The 22,561-nt window shown below is 65.8% G+C and carries 24 protein-coding genes, 1 tRNA gene and 1 pseudogene; 15 read left to right on the top strand and 11 right to left on the bottom strand.

Features of this window, described 5'->3' with window-relative positions; genetic code table 11:
• Window positions 1–377 (top strand): transposase (locus tag ACE3OU_RS10450; protein ID WP_374241500.1); only part of this gene is annotated, 377 nt, incomplete at its 5' end.
• Between the two features lie 95 nt (window positions 378–472).
• On the opposite strand, the gene ACE3OU_RS10445 is transcribed toward ACE3OU_RS10450, so the two are convergent.
• Complete coding sequence (locus tag ACE3OU_RS10445) at window positions 473–1,159, bottom strand: Bax inhibitor-1/YccA family protein (RefSeq protein WP_374241499.1); 687 nt, start codon at window positions 1,157–1,159, stop codon at window positions 473–475.
• Window positions 1,160–1,291: 132 nt separating this feature from the next.
• Here ACE3OU_RS10445 and ACE3OU_RS10440 point away from each other — a divergent pair.
• Window positions 1,292–1,379 (top strand) — tRNA-Ser (locus ACE3OU_RS10440).
• Between the two features lie 444 nt (window positions 1,380–1,823).
• The gene (locus ACE3OU_RS10435) at window positions 1,824–2,741 is read left to right on the top strand and encodes a hypothetical protein (protein WP_374241498.1); all 918 of its coding nucleotides are present in this window, start codon (window positions 1,824–1,826) and stop codon (window positions 2,739–2,741) included.
• An 8-nt stretch (window positions 2,742–2,749) separates the two neighbouring features.
• Here ACE3OU_RS10435 and ACE3OU_RS10430 read toward each other — a convergent pair whose 3' ends face one another.
• Window positions 2,750–4,357, bottom strand: coding sequence for an NAD(P)/FAD-dependent oxidoreductase (locus tag ACE3OU_RS10430; RefSeq protein ID WP_374241497.1), 1,608 nt, complete (start codon window positions 4,355–4,357; stop codon window positions 2,750–2,752).
• Between the two features lie 212 nt (window positions 4,358–4,569).
• On the opposite strand from ACE3OU_RS10430, the gene nhaR reads away from it, so the two are divergent.
• Entirely contained in the window at window positions 4,570–5,496 is a 927-nt protein-coding gene (gene nhaR, locus ACE3OU_RS10425) for a transcriptional activator NhaR (RefSeq protein ID WP_374241496.1), read from the top strand.
• Between the two features lie 56 nt (window positions 5,497–5,552).
• On the opposite strand, the gene ACE3OU_RS10420 is transcribed toward nhaR, so the two are convergent.
• Window positions 5,553–6,485 (bottom strand): Tim44 domain-containing protein, encoded by a 933-nt coding sequence (locus ACE3OU_RS10420; RefSeq protein ID WP_374241495.1) that lies wholly within the window; start codon window positions 6,483–6,485, stop codon window positions 5,553–5,555.
• A gap of 376 nt (window positions 6,486–6,861) precedes the next feature.
• On the opposite strand from ACE3OU_RS10420, the gene ccoN reads away from it, so the two are divergent.
• From ccoN to ACE3OU_RS10380, 8 genes and pseudogenes are all read left to right on the top strand, one after another.
• Window positions 6,862–8,283, top strand: coding sequence for a cytochrome-c oxidase, cbb3-type subunit I (gene ccoN, locus ACE3OU_RS10415; RefSeq protein ID WP_374241494.1), 1,422 nt, complete (start codon window positions 6,862–6,864; stop codon window positions 8,281–8,283).
• An 18-nt stretch (window positions 8,284–8,301) separates the two neighbouring features.
• Window positions 8,302–8,907: pseudogene (gene ccoO / locus ACE3OU_RS10410) on the top strand (cytochrome-c oxidase, cbb3-type subunit II); the annotation flags it as partial.
• A gap of 111 nt (window positions 8,908–9,018) precedes the next feature.
• The gene (locus ACE3OU_RS10405; protein WP_374241493.1) at window positions 9,019–9,207 is read left to right on the top strand and encodes a cbb3-type cytochrome oxidase subunit 3; all 189 of its coding nucleotides are present in this window, start codon (window positions 9,019–9,021) and stop codon (window positions 9,205–9,207) included.
• Window positions 9,200–10,123 (top strand): cytochrome-c oxidase, cbb3-type subunit III, encoded by a 924-nt coding sequence (ccoP, locus tag ACE3OU_RS10400; RefSeq protein ID WP_374241492.1) that lies wholly within the window; start codon window positions 9,200–9,202, stop codon window positions 10,121–10,123. The genes ACE3OU_RS10405 and ccoP overlap by 8 nt, the downstream gene beginning before the upstream one ends.
• 99 nt (window positions 10,124–10,222) lie before the next feature.
• A complete protein-coding gene (gene ccoG / locus ACE3OU_RS10395; RefSeq protein WP_374241491.1) occupies window positions 10,223–11,662 on the top strand; it encodes a cytochrome c oxidase accessory protein CcoG in 1,440 nt (479 codons plus the stop codon).
• Window positions 11,663–11,680: 18 nt separating this feature from the next.
• Entirely contained in the window at window positions 11,681–12,208 is a 528-nt protein-coding gene (locus ACE3OU_RS10390) for a FixH family protein (RefSeq protein WP_374241490.1), read from the top strand.
• Window positions 12,209–12,221: 13 nt separating this feature from the next.
• A complete protein-coding gene (locus ACE3OU_RS10385; protein ID WP_374241489.1) occupies window positions 12,222–12,362 on the top strand; it encodes a DUF3149 domain-containing protein in 141 nt (46 codons plus the stop codon).
• 40 nt (window positions 12,363–12,402) lie between these two features.
• Window positions 12,403–12,645: a hypothetical protein gene (locus ACE3OU_RS10380; RefSeq protein ID WP_374241488.1), complete on the top strand. Its 243-nt coding sequence runs from the start codon at window positions 12,403–12,405 to the stop codon at window positions 12,643–12,645.
• Between the two features lie 94 nt (window positions 12,646–12,739).
• Here the strand turns inward: ACE3OU_RS10380 and ACE3OU_RS10375 are convergent, their stop codons facing one another.
• Window positions 12,740–13,183, bottom strand: coding sequence for a universal stress protein (locus tag ACE3OU_RS10375; protein WP_374241487.1), 444 nt, complete (start codon window positions 13,181–13,183; stop codon window positions 12,740–12,742).
• Between the two features lie 269 nt (window positions 13,184–13,452).
• Between ACE3OU_RS10375 and ACE3OU_RS10370 the strand changes: the two genes are divergently transcribed.
• Entirely contained in the window at window positions 13,453–15,090 is a 1,638-nt protein-coding gene (locus ACE3OU_RS10370; RefSeq protein ID WP_374241502.1) for a PHA/PHB synthase family protein, read from the top strand.
• Here the strand turns inward: ACE3OU_RS10370 and ACE3OU_RS10365 are convergent.
• Window positions 15,072–15,626, bottom strand: a complete 555-nt coding sequence (locus tag ACE3OU_RS10365; protein WP_374241486.1) for a DNA-deoxyinosine glycosylase — start codon at window positions 15,624–15,626, stop codon at window positions 15,072–15,074. The two genes, ACE3OU_RS10370 and ACE3OU_RS10365, sit on opposite strands and share 19 nt — an antisense overlap.
• A 105-nt stretch (window positions 15,627–15,731) precedes the next feature.
• Here ACE3OU_RS10365 and ACE3OU_RS10360 point away from each other — a divergent pair, with 105 nt between their 5' ends.
• Window positions 15,732–16,877, top strand: coding sequence for an HD domain-containing phosphohydrolase (locus tag ACE3OU_RS10360; protein WP_374241485.1), 1,146 nt, complete (start codon window positions 15,732–15,734; stop codon window positions 16,875–16,877).
• A gap of 39 nt (window positions 16,878–16,916) precedes the next feature.
• Here ACE3OU_RS10360 and ACE3OU_RS10355 read toward each other — a convergent pair whose 3' ends face one another.
• The 4 genes from ACE3OU_RS10355 to ACE3OU_RS10340 form a co-directional block, all read right to left on the bottom strand.
• Window positions 16,917–17,963, bottom strand: coding sequence for an amino acid ABC transporter permease (locus tag ACE3OU_RS10355; protein ID WP_374241484.1), 1,047 nt, complete (start codon window positions 17,961–17,963; stop codon window positions 16,917–16,919).
• Complete coding sequence (locus ACE3OU_RS10350) at window positions 17,960–18,919, bottom strand: ABC transporter permease subunit (protein ID WP_374241483.1); 960 nt, start codon at window positions 18,917–18,919, stop codon at window positions 17,960–17,962. Before ACE3OU_RS10350 ends, ACE3OU_RS10355 begins: the two co-directional genes overlap by 4 nt.
• Window positions 18,920–18,922: 3 nt before the next feature.
• Window positions 18,923–19,987 carry an amino acid ABC transporter substrate-binding protein gene (locus ACE3OU_RS10345; RefSeq protein WP_374241482.1) on the bottom strand — a complete coding sequence of 355 codons (1,065 nt, stop codon included), beginning with the start codon at window positions 19,985–19,987 and terminating at the stop codon, window positions 18,923–18,925.
• Window positions 19,988–20,067: 80 nt separating this feature from the next.
• A complete protein-coding gene (locus ACE3OU_RS10340) occupies window positions 20,068–20,670 on the bottom strand; it encodes a rhodanese-like domain-containing protein (protein ID WP_374241481.1) in 603 nt (200 codons plus the stop codon).
• Window positions 20,671–20,714: 44 nt separating this feature from the next.
• Between ACE3OU_RS10340 and ACE3OU_RS10335 the strand changes: the two genes are divergently transcribed.
• Window positions 20,715–21,014 carry a cytochrome c gene (locus tag ACE3OU_RS10335; RefSeq protein WP_374241480.1) on the top strand — a complete coding sequence of 100 codons (300 nt, stop codon included), beginning with the start codon at window positions 20,715–20,717 and terminating at the stop codon, window positions 21,012–21,014.
• A gap of 33 nt (window positions 21,015–21,047) precedes the next feature.
• On the opposite strand, the gene ACE3OU_RS10330 is transcribed toward ACE3OU_RS10335, so the two are convergent.
• Both ACE3OU_RS10330 and ACE3OU_RS10325 read right to left on the bottom strand, forming a co-directional pair.
• Window positions 21,048–21,572, bottom strand: coding sequence for a thioredoxin fold domain-containing protein (locus tag ACE3OU_RS10330; RefSeq protein WP_374241479.1), 525 nt, complete (start codon window positions 21,570–21,572; stop codon window positions 21,048–21,050).
• A gap of 10 nt (window positions 21,573–21,582) precedes the next feature.
• Complete coding sequence (locus ACE3OU_RS10325; protein ID WP_374241478.1) at window positions 21,583–22,554, bottom strand: MBL fold metallo-hydrolase; 972 nt, start codon at window positions 22,552–22,554, stop codon at window positions 21,583–21,585.
• Window positions 22,555–22,561: the final 7 nt, after the last annotated feature.

Here is a 22,561-nt window from a genome sequence, read left to right as displayed (position 1 = left end):
AGCTCCTCACCCGCCACGTCTGGCAGCCCTTCAAGGAGCAGATCGACGCCAACCGGCTGACCGATCTGGGCAAACGCCTCTACGCGCCGCGCAAGGAAACCGTTGAACGCAGCTTTGCCGATGCCAAAGAGTTGCACGGGCATCGCTACGCCCGCTTTCGCGGACTGGCCAAGGTTCAAGCCCAATGCCTGCTCTCGGCCGCCTGTCAGAACATGAAGAAGATCGCCCTGCTGCTGACCCGCCGGGCGGCAGCCCTTTTGAGCCTGAGATTCCGGCCTTCCGGCGCCCGGAGAGGCGTTGTGAGTCGCCAACACATCATTTCGATCCCAACGCGCCCCACACCCTTTGGCCGCTACCGAGCGTTTCTCGTCGTCTGAGAGGGCTTCAAAAAGCACGAACCCCCGGAAAAACCGGGGGTTCGTCAGCAGCCTGAGGCGACCCGGAGGTCGCCTTTTTGCTGGATGCCGTGCTGTCAGTCGCGGTCGCCGCCGAAGGCCATGATGAGGTTAAGCAGGCTGACGAAGACGTTATAGACGTCCAGATACACCGCCAGGGTGGCCGTCACGTAGTTGGTCTCGCCGCCCTGCACGATGTTGCTGATGTCGTACAGGATGTAGCCCGAGAACAGCAGCACCACCGCCGCCGAGGTCACCAGGTGAAGCACCGGCATCTGCAGGAAGATGTTCGCCACCATCGCGAGCAGCACCACCACCAGGCCGACCGTCAGGAACTTGCCCATGTTGGTGAAGTCGCGCTTCGAGACGCTGGCGATGCCGGCCATCGTCGCGAAGATCGCGCCGGTGCCACCGGCTGCCAGGGCGATCATCGAGCCGCCGTTGGAGAAGCCCAGGGCAACCTGCAGGATGCGGGAGAGCATCAGGCCCATGAAGAAGGTGAAGCCCAGCAGCAGAGCCACGCCGACACCGCTGTTCTTGTTGCGCTCGATACCCCAGAAGAACGCAAACGAAATGCCCAGGAACAGCAGGAAGGCGATGAACGGGCTGCCCGCAAAGAACGAGAACTGCATCTGCACGCCAAGGAGCGCGCCGGCAACGGTCGGCACCATCGTGAGTGCGAGCAGCATGTAGGTGTTGCGCAGCACGCGGTTTGCGCCTTGCGACAGAACCTGCGTTTGCTGACCGTAAGTGTCGAGTTGCATGTAAAACCTCCGAGTTGATGTCGAACAGGGTGACCTGTAGCGATTCAGAGTAACGGAGGGGCCGGAAAGTTTCAATCGCCGCGCCGACGCGCTTCGCGGGGCGCCGCCGCATGCTAGAATGTGCGCCCTGCGGGAGGTGTGGCAGAGTGGTCGATTGCACCGGTCTTGAAAACCGGCAAGGGGCAACCCTTCGTGAGTTCGAATCTCACCGCCTCCGCCAGATGGGCTTTGTCGACGGCGGATCCGCAGTGCAGGATGGAGGCTCCCGACGGCGTTCGGGCGACAGACATGTCCTTAGGCGTTCGACAGGTCCCGATGTCGCCCGTCCTGGGCAAGGCGTTCCATCCGCCGGCCGGCGCAGCCGATGGCGGGAATGCAGACGGCAGGCCCGGTGTTGCGGTTGGCGAAGGGTTTGGTGCGTTCAGGCCATTCCGTCCCGAGGCTTTCGCCGCCTGGGCTGTGCTCATCCGCCGGGGTCGGCGGGGCGATCACAGATTCGGCAAGCCGTCCGCGTTCTTTGAGTCGGTTTTATGCGCGTGGCATGTTCTCGCCGGCGCGAGGCTGGTTCATAATCTTGGAATTATCGTTTCTCTTCTGGTGAGCCGTGTCCCAGGATCCGCCTTTCCCCCCTCGTCGCTCATCTCCAGGCTGCTCCGAGGCCGGCGTGCCCGCTGCTGACGGATGTGAGGATGTCTCCGCGCCCCTCGATGCGGATGCGGCGGCGCTGCTCGCCGATATCGCGGCCTTCGACATCGACGCGGCGCGGCAGCGCGTCCAGGAGATCGATGCCCGCCACACGGGGCTGCGTCGCTCGAACACGGTGTTTCCCCAGGCGGAGGCCGACCCGGGCCTGCCCCGTGTCCCGACCCCGGTCGATGTTCCGCCGGCCGCCCGGCCAGTGTCCCCGGTCGAGCCCCAGAAGTCGGGGCCGGGCGGGCTTCTCGGGCAGCTGCGCGCCGAAGTCGCCAGCCGGCAGCAGCACGTCAGCGAGCTCACGCGCGAGCAGGGCGCCGTGCGCGCCGTATTCGATCGCCGCCTGCGTCAGGTTTTCGACTACCTGCACGAGCTGTCCAAGCAGCTCAATTACCTCAAGCCGGCCATCAACCGGGCCTATTTCTTCCTCGACTCCAACGATGCCTTCCGCAACCTGACCTGGCAGGAGGGTTTCACCGATCTGCGGACCCTGTCTCAGACGGAGGGCGGCGGCATCGAGCGGGTGACCTTCTCGTATACGTTGCGGGGGCCGGGCGAGCGGGTGCTGGAGCGCCCCGGGCCCGGCGTCGAGCGGCTCCGCAAGATGCTGTTCGACCTGGGGCTGCGTTTCGAGTGTAAGGAGATCCGCAATCGCCAGCGGGAGCTCGAGCGCGCGGTGTTTACGGTGGCTGACGAGATCCTGGTCCAGATGGTCTGGCGAGCCGATCCCGACAAGGGCGCCGTGGTGCTGGAGAGCCGCAACCTCGAGCGCCTCGGCCACGCGGTGGTCAGCCTGCGGCCCGAAGCCATCGACCAGGGCGTGCTCGACGAATTCGGGCTGCTGCTGCTGGGGCGCGAGAACCGCTTCCGCGCCCATCTGATGCGCTGACGGCCGGCTCAGGCCGGCTTCAGCAGGTCGAGGGCGACGGCCTCTGCCACCTTGATCCCATCCACGCCCGCCGAAAGAATGCCTCCGGCATAGCCTGCGCCCTCGCCGGCCGGGTAGAGGCCCTTCACGTTGAGGCTCTGGAAGTCGTCCCCGCGGGTGATGCGCAGGGGCGACGAGGTGCGAGTCTCGACGCCGGTGAGCACCGCATCGTAGAGGTTGAAGCCGCGGATCTGCCGGTCGAAGGCCGGGATGGCTTCGCGGATCGCCGCGATCGCGTAGTCGGGAAGGGCGGTGGACAGGTCACCCAGGCGTACGCCGGGCTTGTATGAGGGTTCGACGCTGCCCAGCTTGGTGGACGGCCTGCCCTGCAAGAAATCCCCCACTAGTTGCCCCGGCGCCTCGTAGGTGCCGCCGCCCAGCTCGAAGGCCCGGCTCTCCAGCTCCCGCTGCAGCGCGATGCCGGCCAGCGGGCCGCTGCCGGGATAGTCTTCCGGCGTGATGCCGACCACGATGCCGGCGTTGGCGTTGCGTTCGTTGCGCGAGTACTGGCTCATCCCGTTGGTGACGACCCGGTTGGGCTCGGACGTGGCGGCCACCACCGTGCCGCCGGGGCACATGCAGAAACTGTACACCGCCCGCCCGTTGGAGGCGTGGTGCACCAGCTTGTAGTCGGCGGCGCCGAGCAGTGGGTGGCCGGCGTGGGGGCCGAGGCGGGCCTTGTCGATCAGCGATTGGGGGTGTTCGATGCGGAAGCCCACCGAGAAGGGCTTGGCTTCCATGAAGACGCCCCGGTCGTGCAGCATCTCGAAGGTGTCGCGGGCGCTGTGGCCGAGGGCGAGCACGACGTGGTCGGCGTGGATCTCGTCGCCGGTGGCGGTCTTCACGCCGCGCACCTGGCCGTCGTCGATGATGATGTCGGTGACCCGTTGCTCGAAGCGGATCTCGCCGCCGAGTTCGCGGATCTCGGCGCGCATGTTCTCGACCATCCCCACCAGCCGGAAGGTACCGATGTGCGGCTTCGAGACGTAGAGGATCTCCTCGGGCGCGCCGGCCTTCACGAACTCGGTGAGCACCTTGCGGCCGTAATGCTTGGGGTCCTTGATCTGGCTGTACAGCTTGCCGTCGGAGAAGGTGCCGGCGCCACCTTCACCAAACTGCACGTTGGATTCGGGGTTGAGGGTCTTCTTGCGCCACAGCCCCCAGGTGTCCTGGGTACGCTCGCGCACCGCCTTGCCCCGCTCGAGCACGATGGGGCGGAAGCCCATCTGGGCCAGCACCAGCGCGGCAAAGATGCCGCAGGGGCCGAAGCCGATCACCACGGGGCGGTTGCCGAAGTTCTCGGGCGCCTTGCCGACGAAGTGGTAGCGGGTGTCGGGAGCGGGCTTGACGTGGATGTCGTCGGCGAACTTCCTGAGCAGCGCCGCTTCGTTGTTAACCTCCACATCAAGAATGTAGATGAAGGACAGCGCGGTGTTCTTGCGCGCGTCGTAGCTGCGCTTGAAGACGGTGAAGCTGATGAGGTCGGTGGCAGGGATGCCGAGGCGCTTGACGATGGCGGCGGGAAGGGCGTCGGCCGCGTGGTCGAGGGGGAGGCGGAGTTCGGAGAGTCGCAACATGGGGCGTGTCATGGCGGGGAGCTTGATCCCGCAGATGGCGTTTTCGGGCCCGGATTTTAACCGGATTCCCTGCCCCGGGGCAGGGGCGTGGCGACCCGGCGTCGGGCGCCGGCGTGCTTCAGGTGAAGTGCTCTTTAAGGTAAATTCAGATGGCGAAGTTGATCGTTTCGTAAAAACCGAAATCAAACCCAGGCTTGCCGAGGCGGGGCGTCATGAATCTCAAGCACCTCTTTTATTTCTGGAAGACCGCGCGCAGCGGCGGGGTGGTCAAGGCCGGCGAGCTGCTGCACGTGACGCCTCAGACCATCAGCGGGCAGATCCGCCTGCTCGAGGAGAGCCTCGACACCCAGCTGTTCGCCCGGGATGGCCGCGCCCTCGAGTTGACGCCGGCCGGCCGGCTGGCGATGGAGTACGCGGACGAGATGTTTTCCCTGAGCGCCGAGCTGGAGCAGGCGCTGCGTCATTATCCCAAGGGGCGGCCGGTGGAGTTCCGGGTCGGGGTGTCGGACGCGGTGCCCAAGTCGCTCGCCTACCGCCTGCTGCGCCCGGCCGTCGATCCGGTCGATCCGGTGCGCATCATCTGCCGCGAATGGCGGCTCGATCGCCTGCTGGCCGAGCTGGCGATCCACCGGATCGACCTGGTGATCGCCGATTCCCCCATCCCGCCGTCGGTCGATGTGCGGGCCTACAACCACCTGCTGGGGGATTCCGGGCTGAGCTTCTTTGCCGCGCGGGCCCTGGTCGGCCCGGAGGTGCCATCGTTTCCCGCCTGCATGGGCGTGCTGCCGGCGCTGCTGCCGGGGGAGGATTCGGCGATCCGGCGCAAGTTTGTCGATTGGCTCGACCGCAAGCGGCTGCGCCCGCGCATCGCCGGCGAGTTCGACGACACGGCCCTGATGACCGCCTTCGGCCGGGCGGGCGTTGGAGCCTTCGCCGTCCCGACGGCCATCGAGGCGGAGACGCTCGCCGGCGGTGAGCTGGTGCTGCTCGGTCGGGCCGAGGACGTGCGCATCGAATACTTTGCGATCTCGGTGGAGCGCCGGCTGACCCATCCCTGCGTGCTGGCGATCTCCGAGGCGGCCCGCGCCGGGCTGGGGGTGCTGGAGTACGACACGCCGCCGCCCGCCGCCGCCAATTGAAAAACCCCCGCGGGAGCCGGGGCTCGCGCGGGGGCGTGTTGTGACAGCCCGACGTATCAGGCGTTTTGCTGGATGCCGGCCACCAGCCAGCCGGAGCTGCCGCTGCGGGGCTTGGTGAGGTGCCAGGTTTCGTCGATGGCTTCCGGCGCCGTGTTGGCGTCTTCCCGCAGCAGGCCGGTGAAGCGCACGCTGACGATGTAGCGGGCGGCTTCCTCGGTGACGTCCACGACCTCGGCGTTGAGCGACACCACGTCGGTCTTCTGCGGGCCGCTGGCCTGTTCCATCCAGTTCATCTTGATCTCGGCGAACAGCTCCGGGGTGGTGTATTCACGGATGTCCTCGAGGTTGCGGGCGTCGTTGGCGGCCTGCAAGCGGATGAAGTTGACCTTGGCGTTACGCACGAAGGCTTCGGCGTCGAAGTCGGCCGGGATCGTGCCCGCCGCTACGGGCGCATGGGCTGCGGCTGCCGGTGCGGCGCTGCCGCCACCGGCGTTGAAGGCCGGCTGGTTCGCGTCGTAACGGGCCGGCTCCGAGCCGCTATAGTTCATCGCACCCGCGCCGGCCAGTGCCGGCTGCTGGGCGGCCGCGCGGCGGCGCATGAAGAAGCCGACCACCATCAAGACCGCCACCGCGACCAGACCCATCATCATCATCGAGGCCAGCTCTTCGCCAAAGCCGAAGTGGGAGGCAAGAGCGGCCAGGCCGATGCCGGCGGCCAGGCCGGCCAGCGGGCCCATCCACGAACGCTTCGGCTGCGCCTGGGCGGCGGCCGGGGCGCCCGCCTGCTGGGTGCGGGCCTGCGCCGCGGCGGCCGTCGGAGCCTGGGCAGGGGAGGCGGGCGTCGCCGTCGCGGAGTGCGGCTGGTTCAGTTCCTGGCGCTGCATGCCGGAGGATTTGCCGCCGCCGAAGCGCTTGGCGGCGTCCGCGTCGCCAGTCGCCAGCGTCAGGCCCAGGGCAAGCGCGGCGGTGAGCAGGGCGAAGGATTTCATGGAAAGTCTCCTGTTGTTGGGGATAACCGCGGAAGGATAGCGGGCCGGAATTCTAAATAAAATCAGAATTGTTGGTACTTATTGTTCGATAAAAACTGAATATCGTGACTTCCTGGGGGCGTCCGAAGCGCCATGGAACCACTTTGGGGTGCTCTAAGTGTCTGGCCGAAAAGCATAAAGTCCGGCTTTTCGGCATGCGGCCACCAATCGGCCGGAAAGCCACACAGTGCAACGAGTTCGGCCGATCCCGCGGTGCAACCAAGTTGATCTATGTCAAAATGTCGCCCTTATCGCGGGGTATCCTTCCGCGGAAGCCTGCCGACATTCTGCCGCGCAGGCACGGGGGGTTTTGTTTTTCTTTATTGAGGTGACTCACATGCAATCGCAGACTTACAACTATAAAGTCGTGCGGCAGTTCGCCATCATGACGGTGGTATGGGGCATCGTGGGCATGCTGGTCGGCGTCATCGCCGCAGCACAGCTCGTGTGGCCCGAATTGAACGTTGCCGAATGGTTCCACTTTGGACGGCTCCGGCCGCTCCACACCAACGCGGTTATTTTCGCGTTTGGTGGCTGCGCTCTCTTTGCAACGTCGTACTACTGCGTCCAGCGCACCTGCCACACCACGCTGTTCGCCCCGGGCCTTGCTGCCTTCACCTTCTGGGGCTGGCAGCTGGTCATCCTGCTTGCGGCGATCACCCTGCCGCTCGGTTACACCTCATCCAAGGAGTATGCCGAACTCGAGTGGCCGATCGACATCCTGATCACCGTGGTGTGGGTCTCCTACGCCATCGTGTTCTTCGGTACGATCGGTAAGCGCAAGACCACCCATATCTATGTGGCCAACTGGTTCTACGGAGCCTTCATCATCACCGTCGCGCTGCTGCACTTGGTCAATAGCGCCGAGATCCCGGTCACGTTGACGAAGTCCTACTCCGCCTACTCCGGTGTGCAGGATGCGATGATCCAGTGGTGGTATGGTCACAACGCCGTGGGCTTCTTCCTCACGGCGGGCTTCCTGGGCATGATGTACTACTTCGTGCCGAAGCAGGCCGGCCGGCCCGTGTTCTCCTACCGTCTGTCGGTGGTGCACTTCTGGGCGCTGATCTTTACCTACATGTGGGCGGGTCCGCACCACCTGCACTACACCGCGCTGCCCGACTGGACCCAGTCCGTGGGCATGGTCTTCTCCCTGATCCTGCTGGCACCGTCCTGGGGCGGCATGATCAACGGCATCATGACCCTGTCCGGCGCCTGGCATAAGCTGCGCACCGACCCGATCCTGAAGTTCCTGATCACCTCGCTGTCCTTCTACGGCATGTCGACCTTCGAAGGTCCGATGATGTCCATCAAGACGGTCAACGCCCTGTCCCACTACACTGACTGGACCGTCGGCCACGTGCACTCCGGTGCGCTGGGCTGGGTTGCGATGGTGTCGATCGGCTCCATGTACTACCTGATCCCGCGCATGTACGGCAAGACCGAGATGTATTCCACCAAGCTGATCACGGCCCACTTCTGGGTCGCGACAATCGGCGTCGTGCTTTACATCGCCTCGCTTTGGATTTCTGGTGTGATGCAGGGCCTGATGTGGCGTGCCACCAACCCGGACGGTACCCTGACCTACTCCTTCGTCGAGTCTGTCAAGGCCAGCTACCCGTTCTGGACCATCCGTGTCGTGGGCGGCGTGCTGTTCCTGACCGGCATGCTGATCATGTTCTACAACATGGTGAAGACGATCGCCGGTCAGAAGGCCTACAACGCTCCGGTGCTGGCACCTGCCGGCGCGCACGCCTGATCGGGAGGAAAAATAATCATGGCTCAATCGACTCACGACATCATCGAACGCAAGGTTGGCTTGCTCATCGTCCTCACGCTCCTCACCGTGAGCGTCGGCGGCCTTGTCGAAATCGTTCCGCTGTTCTTCCAGCACTCGACCACCACGCCGGTCGAAGGGCTCAAGCCCTACGATCCTGTTCGGCTGGTCGGGCGGGACGTGTATATCCGCGAGGGCTGCAATAACTGTCACTCGCAGATGATTCGCCCCTTCCGTGCTGAAACCGAGCGCTACGGTCATTACTCCGTCGCCGGCGAGTACGTTTATGACCACCCCTTCCTCTGGGGCTCCAAGCGTACCGGCCCGGACCTGCACCGTGTCGGCGGCCGGTATTCGGACCAGTGGCATCGCATCCACCTGCTGAACCCGCGTGACGTGGTACCCGAGTCCAACATGCCGGCTTTCCCGTGGCTTGATCGTCCTGCCAAGATCGACGACATCGAGGCCAAGATGACCGCGCTGCGCAAGGTGGGCGTGCCCTACAGCGACGAGGACATTCAGGGCGCCCGCAAGGCTCTTGAGGGCAAGACCGAACTCGACGCCGTGATCGCCTACCTGCAGGGTCTCGGTACCGCGCTGAAGTCCGGCAAGGCCGCCGCTCCGGCGCCCACCGCCGAGGCCGCACCTGCGCCCGCCACCAACTCGGGCAGCTGAGCCGCTTCGGGACGAGCATTCTGAGAACGAAGGAGTGTGACCTTGGATATCAATGAAGCACGTACGGTGGTGACCGTCCTGGGGCTGGTGTGTTTCATCGCCATCACCCTGTGGGCCTACAGCGGGCGGGCACGCAAGGGATTTGACGAGGCAGCACTCCTGCCGTTCAGCGAGGACGACTTGCCCGCTCCGAAGGGCGGGCAAACCAAGGAAGGAAATAAAAATGGCTGACTTTGTTAGCGGTTTCTGGAACGCCTATGTGATGGTGCTGGTGTTCCTGAGCATTGCGTTCTGCGTGTTCGTGCTGGTGTCGAACAACAAGGCGCGGACCTCCGGTCCGGTGGGGCTGCATGACCACATCTGGGACGAGACCCTGCAGGAGTACAACAACCCGCTGCCCCGCTGGTGGATGTACATGTTCTGGATCACGATCATCTTTGCGATCTCGTATCTGGCCATGTACCCCGGCTTCGGTAACAACCAGGGCAAGCTGGGCTGGTCGTCCGGCGGCCAGTGGGAAGCCGAGCAGAAGGCCGCGGCCGAGAAGTACGGCCCGATCTTCGCCAAGTTCCGCACCATGGACCTCAACGCCGTTGCTGGCGACAAGGAAGCCAATGCGATGGGCCAGCGTCTGTTCCTGACCTACTGCGCCCAGTGTCACGGCGCGGATGCGAAGGGTGCGAAGGGCTTCCCGAACCTCACCGACAGCGACTGGCTGTACGGCGGTGAGCCGGAAACCATCAAGACCACGCTGCTTGGCGGCCGTCAGGGCATGATGCCGCCGTTCGGCCCGGCCCTCGGTGCTGACGGCGTCAAGGACGTGGCGAACTATGTTCGTTCGCTCTCCGGTCTGGCCCACGACTCCCTGCGCGCCCAGCGCGGCAAGGAACTGTTCGCCCAGAACTGTGTGGCCTGTCACGGCCCGGAAGCGAAGGGTACCCAGGCCCTCGGCGCTCCGAACCTGACCGACAAGACCTGGCTGTACGGTTCTGCCGAGGCAACGATCATCGAGACCGTCACCAACGGCCGCAGCAACCAGATGCCGGCGTTCAAGGAGTTCCTTGGCGAAGACAAGGTGCATCTGCTCGCCGCCTACGTTCTGAGCCTGTCCAAGAACAGTGCTGCAGTGGCGGAAGCAAAGAAGTAAACTGTCGGAAGAAGTGCCCGCGTTGCAAAATGAAGACTCCCCGGGCTGGCCCCGGGGTGTTTTCGAAACCGAATATTAGAATATAACGATATATAGATCATGAGTCAGCCTGACACCCAACCCCCCAAGGCCGCTGACGTCAAGGCGAAGGCGAGTGCCGAGAACGAAGAAACCCTTTACGCCGTCCGGCAGAAGGTCTATCCCCGTGCAGTCACCGGAGTCTTCGCAAAGTGGCGGTGGATCTTGGTTTGGGCGACCCAACTGATCTTTTACGGCCTGTGCTGGCTGCCGTGGAACGACCGCCAGGCCGTTCTGCTGGATGTCGTTAACCGCAAGTTTTACATCTTCGACTGGATTTTCTGGCCGCAGGATGTGTTCTTCCTGGCGATCCTGCTGATCATCAGCGCTTATTCTTTGTTCTTCTTTACCGCCGTTGCAGGGCGTCTGTGGTGTGGCTATGCCTGCCCGCAGACGGTCTACACCGAGATCTTCATGTGGATCGAGGAGAAGATCGAGGGCAACCGTTCCAAGCGCATGAAGCTCGACGAGGCGCCCATGAGTGGTCGCAAGTTTGCGATCAAGTCGGCCAAGTACGGTGCCTGGGGCCTGCTGTCCTTGTGGACCGGCTTTACCCTTGTGGGTTATTTCACGCCCATCCGCGATCTTGTCCAGGAAGCCCTGACCTTCAGTTTCGGCCCGTGGGAGCTCTTCTGGATCTTCTTCTACGGCGGTTTCACCTACCTGTTTGCCGGCGTGATGCGTGAGCAGGTCTGCAAGTACATGTGCCCGTACGCCCGCTTCCAGGGGGTCATGTTCGACCCCGATACCCTGGTCATCACCTACGACCCGGAGCGCGGTGAGCCGCGTGGCCCGCGCAAGAAAGGTATCGATCTGAAGGTTGCCGGGAAGGGCGATTGCGTGGATTGTGGCATTTGCGTGCAGGTCTGCCCGACCGGTATCGATATCCGTAACGGCCTGCAGTATGAGTGCATCGGTTGTGCGGCGTGTATCGACGCCTGTGACCAGGTCATGGAAAAGATGGATTACCCGAAGGGGCTGATCCGCTACACAACCGAGAACGCCATGAAGCGCCACTGGGGGCGCAAGGAGATCATCGGGCACATGATGCGCCCGCGCATCATCATCTATGCTGCGGTGCTGGTGGCCCTTTGCGTTGCGCTGGTGTGGGGGCTTGCGACACGTTCAACGCTGCGTGTCGACGTCATCAAGGACCGCTCAACCCTCAGCCGTGAGATCGAAGGGGGCCTGATCGCCAACGTCTATAACCTCCAGGTCATGAACATGACCGAGGGCGCGCGCCGCTTTGCCTTGTCGGCCAGCGGGCTGGACGGCATCCAGATCACCCCGAACGAGCCGTTCGAAGTGGACGCCGCAGGCATGAAGTCGGTGACGGTGGAAGTTGCCGCCCCGCCGGAGTCGGGCAAGCCGGGCTCCAATACCGTTTATATCGAAGTCAAGGCGCTCGACGACGAGAAGGTCTCCGTCCGCGAGAAGACCTCCTTCCTCATGCCCCGCTGACCCAGGATCCCCAGAACCATGAGTGCAACCCAGACCCGTCGTGATTCCCTTCCCTGGTACAAGGAGCGCTGGACCTGGCTCCTGATGCTGATGCCGGCAACAGCGATCGTGGCGGGCTTCATCACCCTGTGGCTCGCCATCACGTCCTTCGATGGACTTGTGGCGGACGACTATTACAAGCAGGGGCTGGCCATCAACCAGACCCTGGCGCGGGCCAGCGCTGCGCAGGAGCGCGGGCTGGTCGGTCGGGTGAACTTCTCGGCTGAAGAGATTGCCGTCAGTTTGAGCGCGCGGCCGGGCGTCGAGTTGCCCTCGCGCCTGCTGGTGACCCTCGCCCACCCGACCAAGGGTGGGCTGGATCAGCAACTCGTGCTGGAGCGCAGCGGTGATGTCTACCGTGGCGCCGTGCGTGCGGCGCTGAGCAGCGCCCACTGGAAAGTCCTAATAGAAGATGAGTCCCACAGCTGGAGGCTGTCAGGGGCCGCGTTCCTCCCGGCAGAGACCGAGATCCGGATCGATTCGGCGGATCTAAAACCTGTAGACTGACTAGGAGGTTGTCATGGCTTGGCAAGAGCTTTTCACGACGGATATTGGTCTGTTGAGCTTGTTCACCATCGCTTTCATCATCGCGATGGCGGGTTTCTTGTACCGTTTCGCGAAGCGGCATATTGCCGAAGACGAGAAGCACGCGCACGGCTGATTGAGCATGCGCCCGTGATTTTTTTGGAGGAAACTGAAGGATGCTGAAGCTGATCCAGGTGTTGTGGCCGTCTTTTCTGGTTGCCGGGATTGCCGAGATTGTCTTCTTTACGGTGGTGAATCCCCAGGAGCTGTATTTCATGGGAGAACCGGTACATTTCACGGCGATCGCGACCTATTCGATCGGCTTCCTGTGTCTGTGGCTGATCTGTGCCGCATCCAGCCTGGTGACCCTGTTCTTCCAGCGTACCTCCGAAGAAATCAACAATTCGGACCCGGGCTAGTCCTTAACGCTGGTCCGCTTGCCCGTGTCCAAAAACAAGGCCCCGCATCGAAGGATGCGGGGCCTTGTTGCATTCGGGGGCTGCGACAGACGTATCAGCGATAGACGAGAACCGGGATCTTGCTGTGGGTCAGGACTTTCTGGGTCTCGCTGCCGAGCAGCAGGCCGCTCAGGCCGCGGCGGCCGTGGGAGGCCATGAAGATGAGGTCGCTGCCGTTACGCTGGGCGGCGGCAATGATCGCCTCGAAGGGGACTTCGCTGATCACGGTGTCACCGTTGGATTCGATACCCGCTGCGGTCGCGGCGGCGTTGTAACGGCCGAGGATCTTGTCCGCCTCGGCGGCGGCTGCGCGGGCGAACTGTTCCGGGGTGGTCGGGTCAAAGAGGGCGCCTTCACCATACAGCGGCGTCGGGAAGTCGGGCTGGGCGTAAAAGAACGTGATCCTCGCGCCGGCATCCTTGGCGAAGCTGATCGCCCGCTCGACTGTGGAGTCCGAGAGTTCGGAGCCGTCGGTAGGAACGAGAATATTCTTGAACATATGAGCACTCCGAGGGAGAAGGGAACAAGCACATTATAGGACTGCTTGTGTCCTTTGGTCGTTTGACGCAGGTCAATCGAATGCGGGTGATGAAAGGCGAGTATCCGGCCGTATGCCATGATGGTGATGCGCCGTTCGTGGCGTGCATGTTCCATCCGTGAAGGAGAATCCTCGTGAATAAACATGTTCCCGCAGCGCCGATCGAGCTCGCGCGCAAGTCTCTCCGGCAGATCCACGACAGCGTCGAGTCGTCCATCGACCCCCTCGGCATGGCGGCGCCGCTGGTGCATGCGCAGCTTGCCTGGCTGGCCCATCCGCAGGAGCTCGCCGATCGAATCTCCAACGTCTCCAGCAGCCTGTGGGCCCTGCAGTGGCACAGCTGGCGGCGGGCAATGGGCTTGCCCAGCGACGACCCCCTCAAGCCGAACGCCGATGACATGCGCTTTGCCGACAAGGTGTGGGAGGAGTCGCCCACCTGGGATCTGGTAAAGGAGTGGTACCTGGTGCTGACCCATCACGTCCAGGACATGCTCTACGAAACCCCGGGCCTGTCGCAGAAGGAGCGACGGCGGGCGGCGTTCTGGTGGCGGAAGTGGCTCAACGCGGTCGCGCCCACCAATTTCCTGATGACCAACCCGGTGGCCATGCAGCGGGCGATCGAGACCCGTGGCGACAGTCTGGTCAAGGGCCTGCGGAACTACCTCGACGACCTCCATGCGGGCAACATCCGGATGACCGACCCCGGTGATTTCAAGGTCGGCAAGAACCTTGCGCTCACCGCCGGCAAGGTGGTGTTCCGCAACCGGCTGCTTGAGGTCATCCATTACGCGCCCAGCCAGCCCAGGGTGCATCAGGTGCCGGTGGTGATCGTCACGCCGTGGATCAACAAGTTCTACATCCTCGACCTCAACCCGAAGAAAAGCCTGGTCCGCTACCTGCTGGATCAAGGGCTGGACGTGTTCATCACCAGTTGGAAAAACCCCGGCGAGGACATGCGCGATGTGCGCTTCGACGACTATCTGACCGAGGGTATCCAGAGCCTGGTCGATACCGCCCGGGGCGTCAGCGGCGCTGCCAGGGTGCATGCGATCGGCTACTGCATCGGCGGCACCGCGCTCACCACCTACATGGCCTGGGCCAACCGGCATCACACGCCGGAAGATGTCCCGGTGGCCCACTGCACCTTGTTCACGACCCTGGTCGACTTCCACAAGCCCGGCGACATCGAGGTTTTCGTGGACGAGGGCAGCATCCGCTATCTCACCGAAAACATGGAAAAGAAGGGCTACCTCGATGGCGCCGAGATGGCCTCGGCCTTTCGCCTGCTCCGCTCCAACAGCCTGATCTGGCATTACGTGGTTCATGGCTGGCTGTATGGCGAGACGCCGCCGCCCTTCGATGTGCTGTACTGGAACATGGACACCACGCGGATGCCCTACGCGATGCACGCCTGGTACCTGCGCGAGCTCTACCTGCACAACCGCCTGATCGACAAGGATGCCCTCACCGTGGCCGGCGAGCCCATCGACCTGGGCCGGATCACCCAGCCGGTGTATGCGGTGGGTGCCGAGGACGACCACATCGCGCCGTGGCGCCAGACCTTCAAGACCCTCAACCACCTGAGCGGACCGAAGCGTTTCGTGCTGTCGAGCTCGGGGCACATTCTCGGCATCGTCAATCCGCCCGTCGATCCGCCGAAACGCCATTTCTGGGTCGGTCCGGCGCGCCGCACCGACACCGCCGATGGCTGGCAGGGCGGCGCCAGCCACCAGACGGGGAGCTGGTGGACCGACTGGATGGCGTGGCTGAAGCCCCAGTGCGGTGATCTCGTCGACGCGCCTCCGGTGGCGACCGAGGCCTTTCCGGCCCTCGCCGACGCCCCCGGCACCTACGTGCTCGAGCGCTGATTCCGGTCGGGCCATGCACCTGACCCTTCACCGCCCGGTGGCAGGGCCAGCGCGCGCCAGGCTTCGAGCCGGCGGGCAAAGGTGTAGCCGGCGTTGGCCGGGCTGGTGGAGGGCAGGCGGGTCAAGAGCAGGGGGCGTGGCGGGAGCGTCGGCTGCACGTGGCGCCGGAAGCAGGTCTCCGCCATCGCGCCATTGAAGAAGATGCGGACGATGTGCGGATGTCCGGCCAGGAAACTGGCAAAATCGTTGGCCACGATCGAAGTCGGCTCGATGTTGCCGTCGAGGCTGCCCTCCCGCTCGCAGCACTGCAGGACATCCCACAGGGCCAGGCCGGCGGTGGTCAGCTTGCCAAGGCGTTCGGCGTAGGGCAGCGCCGGGGGCGCGCCAAAGAGTTCGCCGAGGATCGGCCAGAACAGATTGCGCGGATGGGCGTAGTATTCGCCAGCCGCGAGGGACGCCTGGCCGGGCATGCTGCCGAGGATCAGCGTATGGGCGTCGGCCGCCGAAACCGGCGGAAAAGAGTGAAGCAGGGCCACGGTCTGTCTTTTGGTGTCGGGGTGAGGTGGATGTCCGGCCGGGGCCTCGCGGAGGGCTCGACCTTCGACGTGAGGTGACAGTTCGAAAGGGGTGGAGAACAAAGGATGAAGCAGCGCGCCCATGTGCTGGTCGTCGACGACCAGGCAGACAATCTGTTGATACTTGAAGACGCCTTGTCGGACCTCTACGAGGTCCATCCCGCCATGAACGGCCGGGAGGCGCTGCATTACCTCAACGAAGGCGGGCACGCCGACCTGATCCTGCTGGACGTGATGATGCCCGAGATCGACGGTTACGAGGTATGCCGGCGGCTCAAGTCGTCCGAGACCACCTGCACGATCCCCGTGCTCTTCCTCACCGGGCTCGATCGCCCGGAGGACGAGGAGCGGGGGCTGGAGCTGGGGGCCGAGGATTTCATCCACAAGCCGATCTCGCCGCCGGTGGTGCGGGCCCGGGTGCGCACCCACCTGGCCCTGTCCCGGGCGACCCGCGCGCTGGAGCGTCGCAATGCCGACCTCGAGCTGCTGGTGGCCGAACGCACCGCCGAGATCAGCGAGCAGGCGCGGCGTCTGGTCAGCAGCAAGCAGGAGGTGATCGCCGCCCAGGCGGCCACCATCACCGCCTTCTGCGCCCTCGCCGAGGCCCGTGACAACGAGACCGGCAACCACATCCGGCGCACCCAGCACTATGTGTACATCCTCGCCGAAGCCCTGCGGGATCACCCCCGGTTCCGCGACCAGCTCAGCGACGAGATCATCCAGCTCCTCTTCAAGTCGGCTCCCCTCCACGACGTGGGCAAGGTCGCCACGCCGGACGCGATCCTCCTCAAGCCCGGCAAACTGACGCCCGACGAGTGGGTGCTGATGAAGCAGCACTGCGAATATGGCCGTAACGCCATCCTGCAGGCCGAAAAGGCCCTGGGGGGCGTTACCGACGCGTCGTTCCTGCAATACGCGGCGGAGATTGCCTATGGCCACCACGAGTGCTGGGACGGGAGTGGTTATCCCCAGGGGCTCGTCGGGGATGCCATCCCCCTGTCGGCGCGCCTGATGGCGATCGCCGATGTGTACGACGCGCTGATTTCGCGCCGGGTTTACAAGCAGCCCATCCCCCACCAGGAGGCCATCCAGATGATGCTGGCCGAGCGGGGGCGCCATTTCGACCCCGACATCGTCGATGCGCTCGAAAAGGTGGCCGACAGGTTTGCCGAGATCGCCCAGAATTTCCGGGACGAGCCCGAGGACGAATAGCCCCCCGCAATGCCGTCCGAGCAGTGGGCGTGGCCCGTCTCAGCTTGTCGCCGGGCGGCGTTGCGGTGCGGTGCGCCCGAGCTGCCGGCTCAGGCGGGCCAGCAGCGCGCAGCCTGTCCAGTAGACCGCCGCCAGGAAGATCCACGCCTCCAGGTAGAACGGCCGCCACTGGGGGTCGCCGGCGAGGGCGAGGCCCAGCGAGCCGGTGAGCTCGTAGAGGCTCACGATGGTCACCAGGGAGGTGTCCTTGAACAGGGCGATCGCGCTGTTGGCCAGCGACGGCGCAACCGCGCCCAGCACCTGGGGCAGTACCACGTGCCGCTGGGCCTGCCAGGGTGTGAAGCCGAGGGCTGCGGCCGCGTCCAGCTGACCGGGCGGGATCGCCTGCAGCCCGCCCCGGACGATCTCCGACAGGTAGGCCGCCGCGAACAGCACGATGGCGATCAGCACCCGCCACAGCATGTCCACCGCCATGCCGTCGGGAAAGAACAGCGGCAGCAGGAAGGACGCCACAAAAAGCGCCGCGACCAGCGGAATGCCCCGGGCCAGCTCCACGTAGCCGGTGAGGAGGCCGCGCAGCACCGGCAGGCGCGAGCGCCGTCCGTAGGCCACCGCGATGCCGAGGGGCAGCGCGCCGGCCATCCCCGCCGCGGTCAGCAGCAGGGTGAGGGGCAGGCCGCCCCACAGCTCGGTGGGCACCGCGGCTAGCCCGGCGAAGCCGCCGCCGAGGACCGGGATCGCCGCCAGCGGCGGCAGGACCAGCAGGGCCGCCAGCCGCCCGCCCGCAAGGCGGCCGAGGGCCGCCACCAGCCAGCTGCCGGCGATCAGCCCGGCGGCCAGCAGCGGGCGCCACAGGGCATCGGCGGGGTAGCGGCCGAGCAGGATGAAGCGGGCCTTTTCTGCCACCACGCCCCAGCAGGCGCCCCGACCCTGGGCGGCCTCGCAGGCCGCCGTATCGGGCTGGAAGACCGCCTCCAGCAGGCCCCAGCGGACGAGGGCCGGCAGGAGGGCCGCTGCCGCGGCGAGCACGCCGAGGCTCAGCGCGGCATTGAGCGGGTCGCCGAACAGGCGTCGCAGGCCGTTCATCGTTGGGCGCTCCGCAGGCTGCGGGCCTCGAGGCGGTGGCTGACGGCCGCGGCGGCCAGCGAGAGCAGCAGATACACCGCGATCACGATGGTGAGGCACTCGATGGCGCGGCCGGTCTGGTTGAGGCTGGTGCCGGCCACCGAGACGAGGTCCGGATAGCCGATGGCAACGGCCAGCGAGGCGTTCTTGAACAGGTTGAGGAGCTGGCTCGTGACCGGCGGCAGGGCCGCGCGCCAGGCCTGGGGCAGCAGCACCAGCAGGAAGGCCTGGCGCGGCGTCATGCCCATCGCCAGCGCGGCAAGGCGCTGGCCCGGCGGCAGGGCCTCGACGGCGGCGCGCAGGGTCTCGGCGATGTAGGCGGCACTGTAGAGCACCAGGCCGAGCAGCATCGCCAGGTATTCCGGCGTCAGGCTGGCGCCGCCCTCGATGCCGAAACCGGCGATCTCGGGCACCTCGAAGCCTTGCTCGCCCCACCAGGGCAGGGCCAGCCCCGACTTGCTGAGGTAGATGCCGGGGCCGAGGCGCAGCGCCGCGTCGGCCGCGGGCAGCAGGTCGGTGAGGATGAAATACCAGGCCAGCAGCTGGAGCAGCAGGGGCACGTTGCGGAAGGCGTCGATCGCCGCGCTGGCGAGGCCGCGCATCAGGGGGTTGTCGCTGACCCGCGCGAAGCCCGTCAGGATGCCGACCGCGAGGGCCAGCGCCACGCCGGGCAGGGCGACGCGGAGGGTGTTGACCAGGCCGGCGGCGAAGGCACGCAGCGTGCTGTCACCGGGCTCGAAGGGGAGCAGGCTCTCACCCAGCGCGAAGCCGGCGGGTTCGAGCAGGAAGTCGAAGCCGCTGCGGATGCCGCGCTGGGCGAGGTGGTCGGCGGTGGTGACGGCCAGCAGCACGGCCAGCCCGACGAAGGCCGCCAGGATCAGCCCCTGGGCGAGGCCGGCGGTGGCGCGGGGCGTCATCGCTCAGCGCAGGGGCTGGGCGTACAGGAGGCCGCCCTTGTTCCACTGGGCGTTGAGGCCGCGGGGCAGCTTGAGGGGCGAGTCGGCCCCCACGTTGCGGTTGAAGATCTCGCCGTAGTTGCCGACCGCCTTGACCGCCCGGGCGGCCCATTCGCGGTCGAGGCCGAGGCTCTTGCCGAGATCTTCGCCGACCCCCAGGAAGCGCTGGATCGCCGGATCGGGCGAGGACTTCAGCCCGTCGACGCGGGCCTGGGTGATGCCCAGCTCTTCGGCTTCGATCAGCGCATTGACCGTCCACTTGACGATCGCGAACCACTCGTCGTCCCCGCGGCGCACCGCCGGGCCGAGGGGCTCCTTCGAGATGATCTCGGGCAGCACCACATAGTCGTCGGGGCTGGGGGCTTCCTTGGCGCGGATGAAGGCCAGCGCCGAAGCGTCGGTGGTGTAGGCCTGGCAGCGCCCGCTGAAGAAGGCCTTGATGGAGGGCTCGAACTTGTCGAAGACCACCGGCTTGACCTTGATGCCCTGGGCGCGGAAATAGTCGGCCATGTTCTTTTCGGTGGTGGTGCCCGACTGGACGCAGATCTCGGCGTTCTTCAGCTGTTTCGCGCTGGTCACCTTCGATTTTTTTGCGACCAGGAAGCCCTGGCCGTCGTAGTAGGTGACGCCGGCGAAGTGCAGCCCGAGGGCTGCGTCGCGGGTGAGGCTCCAGGTGGTATTGCGGGAGAGGATGTCCACCTCGCCCGACTGGATCGCGGTGAAGCGCTGCTGGGAGCTGAGGGGTACCCAGCGCACCTTGTTCGCGTCACCAAGCACCGCCGCGGCGAGGGCCCGGCAGACGTCCACGTCCAGCCCGCGCCACTGCCCCTGGCTGTCGGCCGCCGAGAAGCCGATCACCCCGGTGCTCACGCCGCAGGCGAGCTGGCCGCGGGACTTGATCCCGTCTAGGGTCTTGCCGGCGTGGGCCGGGGTGACGCCGCAGGCGAGGGTGGCGAGGGCCAGGGCGCCCAACCGGAGGCTGAGGCGGGGGCGGGCCCGGGAGGGCTTGTGGAGAGCGGGTCGGGACATGATCGAAGCGGAAAACACCAGTGAAGGCCGTAGCTTAGCGGGCTTCGGCCGTTTGGTGCAAAGCAGCAGGCGGCGCGGCGTCAGCGCGGGAAGTACATCTTTTGCCTGTCGAGGGCGTAGGTCCAGGGCAGCCCCGCGTTCTTCCAGCCATTCACGACCCGCTGGCCGGCCTTCGGGCCATCCTTGGCGGCGTCGCCCTCGAAGCCCTCGGTGATGCTGTAGACGCGCCTGTAGCCGGCCTTGGCCAGCAGGTCGGCGGCACGGGCGCTGCGGTCGCCGGAGCGGCAGATCAGGATCACCCGGTCGGTCTTGGCGAGGCCCTTGGCCTTCAGCCGGCTGTCGGCCTCGGGCAGGAAGTCGCTGTTGGCCATCAGCGAGTACATGTGCCGCCGCTCGTCCCAGTCGGTCATCATCTCGGGGTGTTCCACGTAGGGCACCAGGGCGTCGGCGATGGTGGGCATGCCCACGTACATGGCCTCGGCCCGGGTCCGCACGTCGAGGAAGAGCGTGTGGGCGGCGTCCTTGCGCATGATCTCGTAGGCCTCCTGGGGCGTGAGATAGAGCTGCAGCTGGGAGCGCTTGATCTCCGGCACGGCGGCCGGGTCGACGCCCTGGGCGAGGCCGGGCACGGCGACACCCAGGGCCAGGACGGCGAGGATGGCACTGGCGGCAAAATGTCTCATAATTCCTCCGTAATACGCGTTCGGCTCAACCCAGAGAGAGGCTGATGATGAAGACTAAAACAATACTGTTCCTGGCCACCGGCCTGCTCGCGGGCACGGCCTGGGCCGCCGACGCGGGCGTCGGCGAGAAGATGGTCGCCGAGAAGAACTGCGCGGCCTGCCACCAGCGCCTGGTGGGCGGCGACGGCTCGAAGATCTATCTCCGCGATTCGCGCCGGGTCAAGACGCTCCCGCAGCTCGACGCCCAGGTGCGCTACTGCAGCAACGAGCTCGAGACCGGCTGGTTTCCGGAGGACGAGGCCCACGTCGTGGCCTGGCTCAACCACCGCTACTACAAATTCTAGCCGACCGGCGGCGTGCCCCCGCGGCGGAGCACGTCAGCGCGCGGCGGGGATGGCTGCCAGGGCCTGGGTGACGCGCTTGTCCAGGTAGCCGCCGTAGAGCCCCACGCTGTCGCCTCCCAGCAGGGCCTCGGCGCGCGGCTGGCCGCTGGCATCGAGGAACAGCACCGTGGGGGCGAACTTCACCCGCAGCCGCCGGGCCACCTCGGCGTGGCTGGTCTTCGTGCCGTCGAAGTCGATGAGCTGTCTAGTGCTGCCGATGCTCACCTCGCGGATGCGCACCCGCTCGGCGAAGCGCGGGTCGTGGGGGAGGGCAGGCAGGTAGGCCTCGCGCACCGCCACGCAGTAGGGGCAGTCGGGCAGGCTGAACAGCACCACGTAGAGCAGGTCGGGCCGCCCGCCGGCTTCGTGGAGATTGCCCGGCAGCGCCGCCGGGCCCGCCGCTGCCGCGGGTGCGCTGAACAGCAGGGCGGCGACCAGGGGCATGATCGGGGCGGCAAACGCTGCCGAAATCGCAGCGGAAGTTGCCACGGAAATCAGGGCGCTGAGGCGGGCGGGCATGGTGGGCATCTCACTTGGCAAGGGACTCGCGTTCCAGCGTGAGATAGGTGCCGTAGGCGTTGATGCGGTTCGCCGCCTCGAAGGCCGGGATCTTGCTGAAGCGGCGCCAGTCGGTGCGGGCGTAGGCTTCGTCGAAGGGGATCATCTCGTCCACGGCCCGGCCCATCTGTTCCCGCAGGTAGAGCAGGTAGTCGCGGGTCAGCGTGAGGTCGGCGCCGGCGTCGGTGGAGTGGGCGCCGTGGCCGGTGACGAGGATCTGCGGCTTGAGACCGGCGAGCACGTCGATGGCCGCCAGCCAGCGTCGGCTGTCGGCGCTGCCCACGAAGGGGATGCGCCCGGCGAAGAGGATGTCGCCGCAGAACACCACGCCGTCTTCCTCGACGCCCACCAGCAGGTCTTCGGACGAATGGGCCGGGCCGAGGAAGCTGACCCGGAAATGCAGGCCGCCCTCCTCGAAGCGGGTGTCGCCGTCCAGCCAGCGGTCGGCTTCGACGAGGCGGGTGTGCTCGTCCACCCACGGGAAGAGGTCTTTCTGGCGCTGGGCGAGGCGGGCGGCGGCTTCGCCGCTGGTGAAGTATTCACGGCCGGCCCGGTGGGCCCACACCTCGGCGCCGGCGGCCTTGAAGGCGGCCAGGCCGTAGAAGTGGTCGGCGTGGTAGTGGGTGAGGATGACGCGGCGGATCGGCTTGTCGCTCACCCGGCGGATCGCCGCCAGCAGGGCCTCGCCGAGGGGCGGCGTGCCGAGGGCGTCGATGATGACCACGCTGTCGCGGGTCACCACGAAGCCGGCATTCGAGTTGAAGCCCTGGTTGGCCGCCGAGGCCATGCCGCTGTCGCCCTGCACGTACCAGGCATGCGGGGAGACGCGGACGGGCTGGAGTTCCAGCGCCCCGGCGCGGGCCGCCGGGGCGAGGATGGTGAAAACGGCCAGGGCTACGATGACCCGCAGCCAGGGACGGGGGAGGAATCTGCCGCGGGTCATCGTGTGT

The organism is Zoogloea sp. (assembly GCF_041908905.1).
Classification (GTDB): domain Bacteria; phylum Pseudomonadota; class Gammaproteobacteria; order Burkholderiales; family Rhodocyclaceae; genus Zoogloea.
Note: the sequence above shows the minus strand (reverse complement) of the source record. Positions and strands in the feature narration are given on the sequence as shown.

Bases quoted from the DNA above. Each gene is read 5' to 3' on its own strand.
- ACE3OU_RS10335 (WP_374241480.1), top strand. From the start codon at position 20,715: ATGATGAAGACTAAAACAATACTGTTCCTGGCCACCGGCCTGCTCGCG.
- ACE3OU_RS10430 (WP_374241497.1), bottom strand. From the start codon at position 4,357: ATGTTGCGACTCTCCGAACTCCGCCTCCCCCTCGACCACGCGGCCGAC.
- ACE3OU_RS10345 (WP_374241482.1), bottom strand. From the start codon at position 19,987: ATGTCCCGACCCGCTCTCCACAAGCCCTCCCGGGCCCGCCCCCGCCTC.
- ccoN (WP_374241494.1), top strand. From the start codon at position 6,862: ATGCAATCGCAGACTTACAACTATAAAGTCGTGCGGCAGTTCGCCATC.
- ccoP (WP_374241492.1), top strand. From the start codon at position 9,200: ATGGCTGACTTTGTTAGCGGTTTCTGGAACGCCTATGTGATGGTGCTG.
- ACE3OU_RS10360 (WP_374241485.1), top strand. From the start codon at position 15,732: ATGAAGCAGCGCGCCCATGTGCTGGTCGTCGACGACCAGGCAGACAAT.
- ACE3OU_RS10355 (WP_374241484.1), bottom strand. From the start codon at position 17,963: ATGAACGGCCTGCGACGCCTGTTCGGCGACCCGCTCAATGCCGCGCTG.
- ACE3OU_RS10325 (WP_374241478.1), bottom strand. From the start codon at position 22,554: ATGACCCGCGGCAGATTCCTCCCCCGTCCCTGGCTGCGGGTCATCGTA.
- ACE3OU_RS10375 (WP_374241487.1), bottom strand. From the start codon at position 13,183: ATGTTCAAGAATATTCTCGTTCCTACCGACGGCTCCGAACTCTCGGAC.
- ACE3OU_RS10380 (WP_374241488.1), top strand. From the start codon at position 12,403: ATGCTGAAGCTGATCCAGGTGTTGTGGCCGTCTTTTCTGGTTGCCGGG.
- ACE3OU_RS10350 (WP_374241483.1), bottom strand. From the start codon at position 18,919: ATGACGCCCCGCGCCACCGCCGGCCTCGCCCAGGGGCTGATCCTGGCG.
- ACE3OU_RS10385 (WP_374241489.1), top strand. From the start codon at position 12,222: ATGGCTTGGCAAGAGCTTTTCACGACGGATATTGGTCTGTTGAGCTTG.
- ACE3OU_RS10340 (WP_374241481.1), bottom strand. From the start codon at position 20,670: ATGAGACATTTTGCCGCCAGTGCCATCCTCGCCGTCCTGGCCCTGGGT.
- ACE3OU_RS10420 (WP_374241495.1), bottom strand. From the start codon at position 6,485: ATGAAATCCTTCGCCCTGCTCACCGCCGCGCTTGCCCTGGGCCTGACG.
- ACE3OU_RS10390 (WP_374241490.1), top strand. From the start codon at position 11,681: ATGAGTGCAACCCAGACCCGTCGTGATTCCCTTCCCTGGTACAAGGAG.
- nhaR (WP_374241496.1), top strand. From the start codon at position 4,570: ATGAATCTCAAGCACCTCTTTTATTTCTGGAAGACCGCGCGCAGCGGC.
- ACE3OU_RS10330 (WP_374241479.1), bottom strand. From the start codon at position 21,572: ATGCCCGCCCGCCTCAGCGCCCTGATTTCCGTGGCAACTTCCGCTGCG.
- ccoG (WP_374241491.1), top strand. From the start codon at position 10,223: ATGAGTCAGCCTGACACCCAACCCCCCAAGGCCGCTGACGTCAAGGCG.
- ACE3OU_RS10370 (WP_374241502.1), top strand. From the start codon at position 13,453: ATGGCGGCGCCGCTGGTGCATGCGCAGCTTGCCTGGCTGGCCCATCCG.
- ACE3OU_RS10445 (WP_374241499.1), bottom strand. From the start codon at position 1,159: ATGCAACTCGACACTTACGGTCAGCAAACGCAGGTTCTGTCGCAAGGC.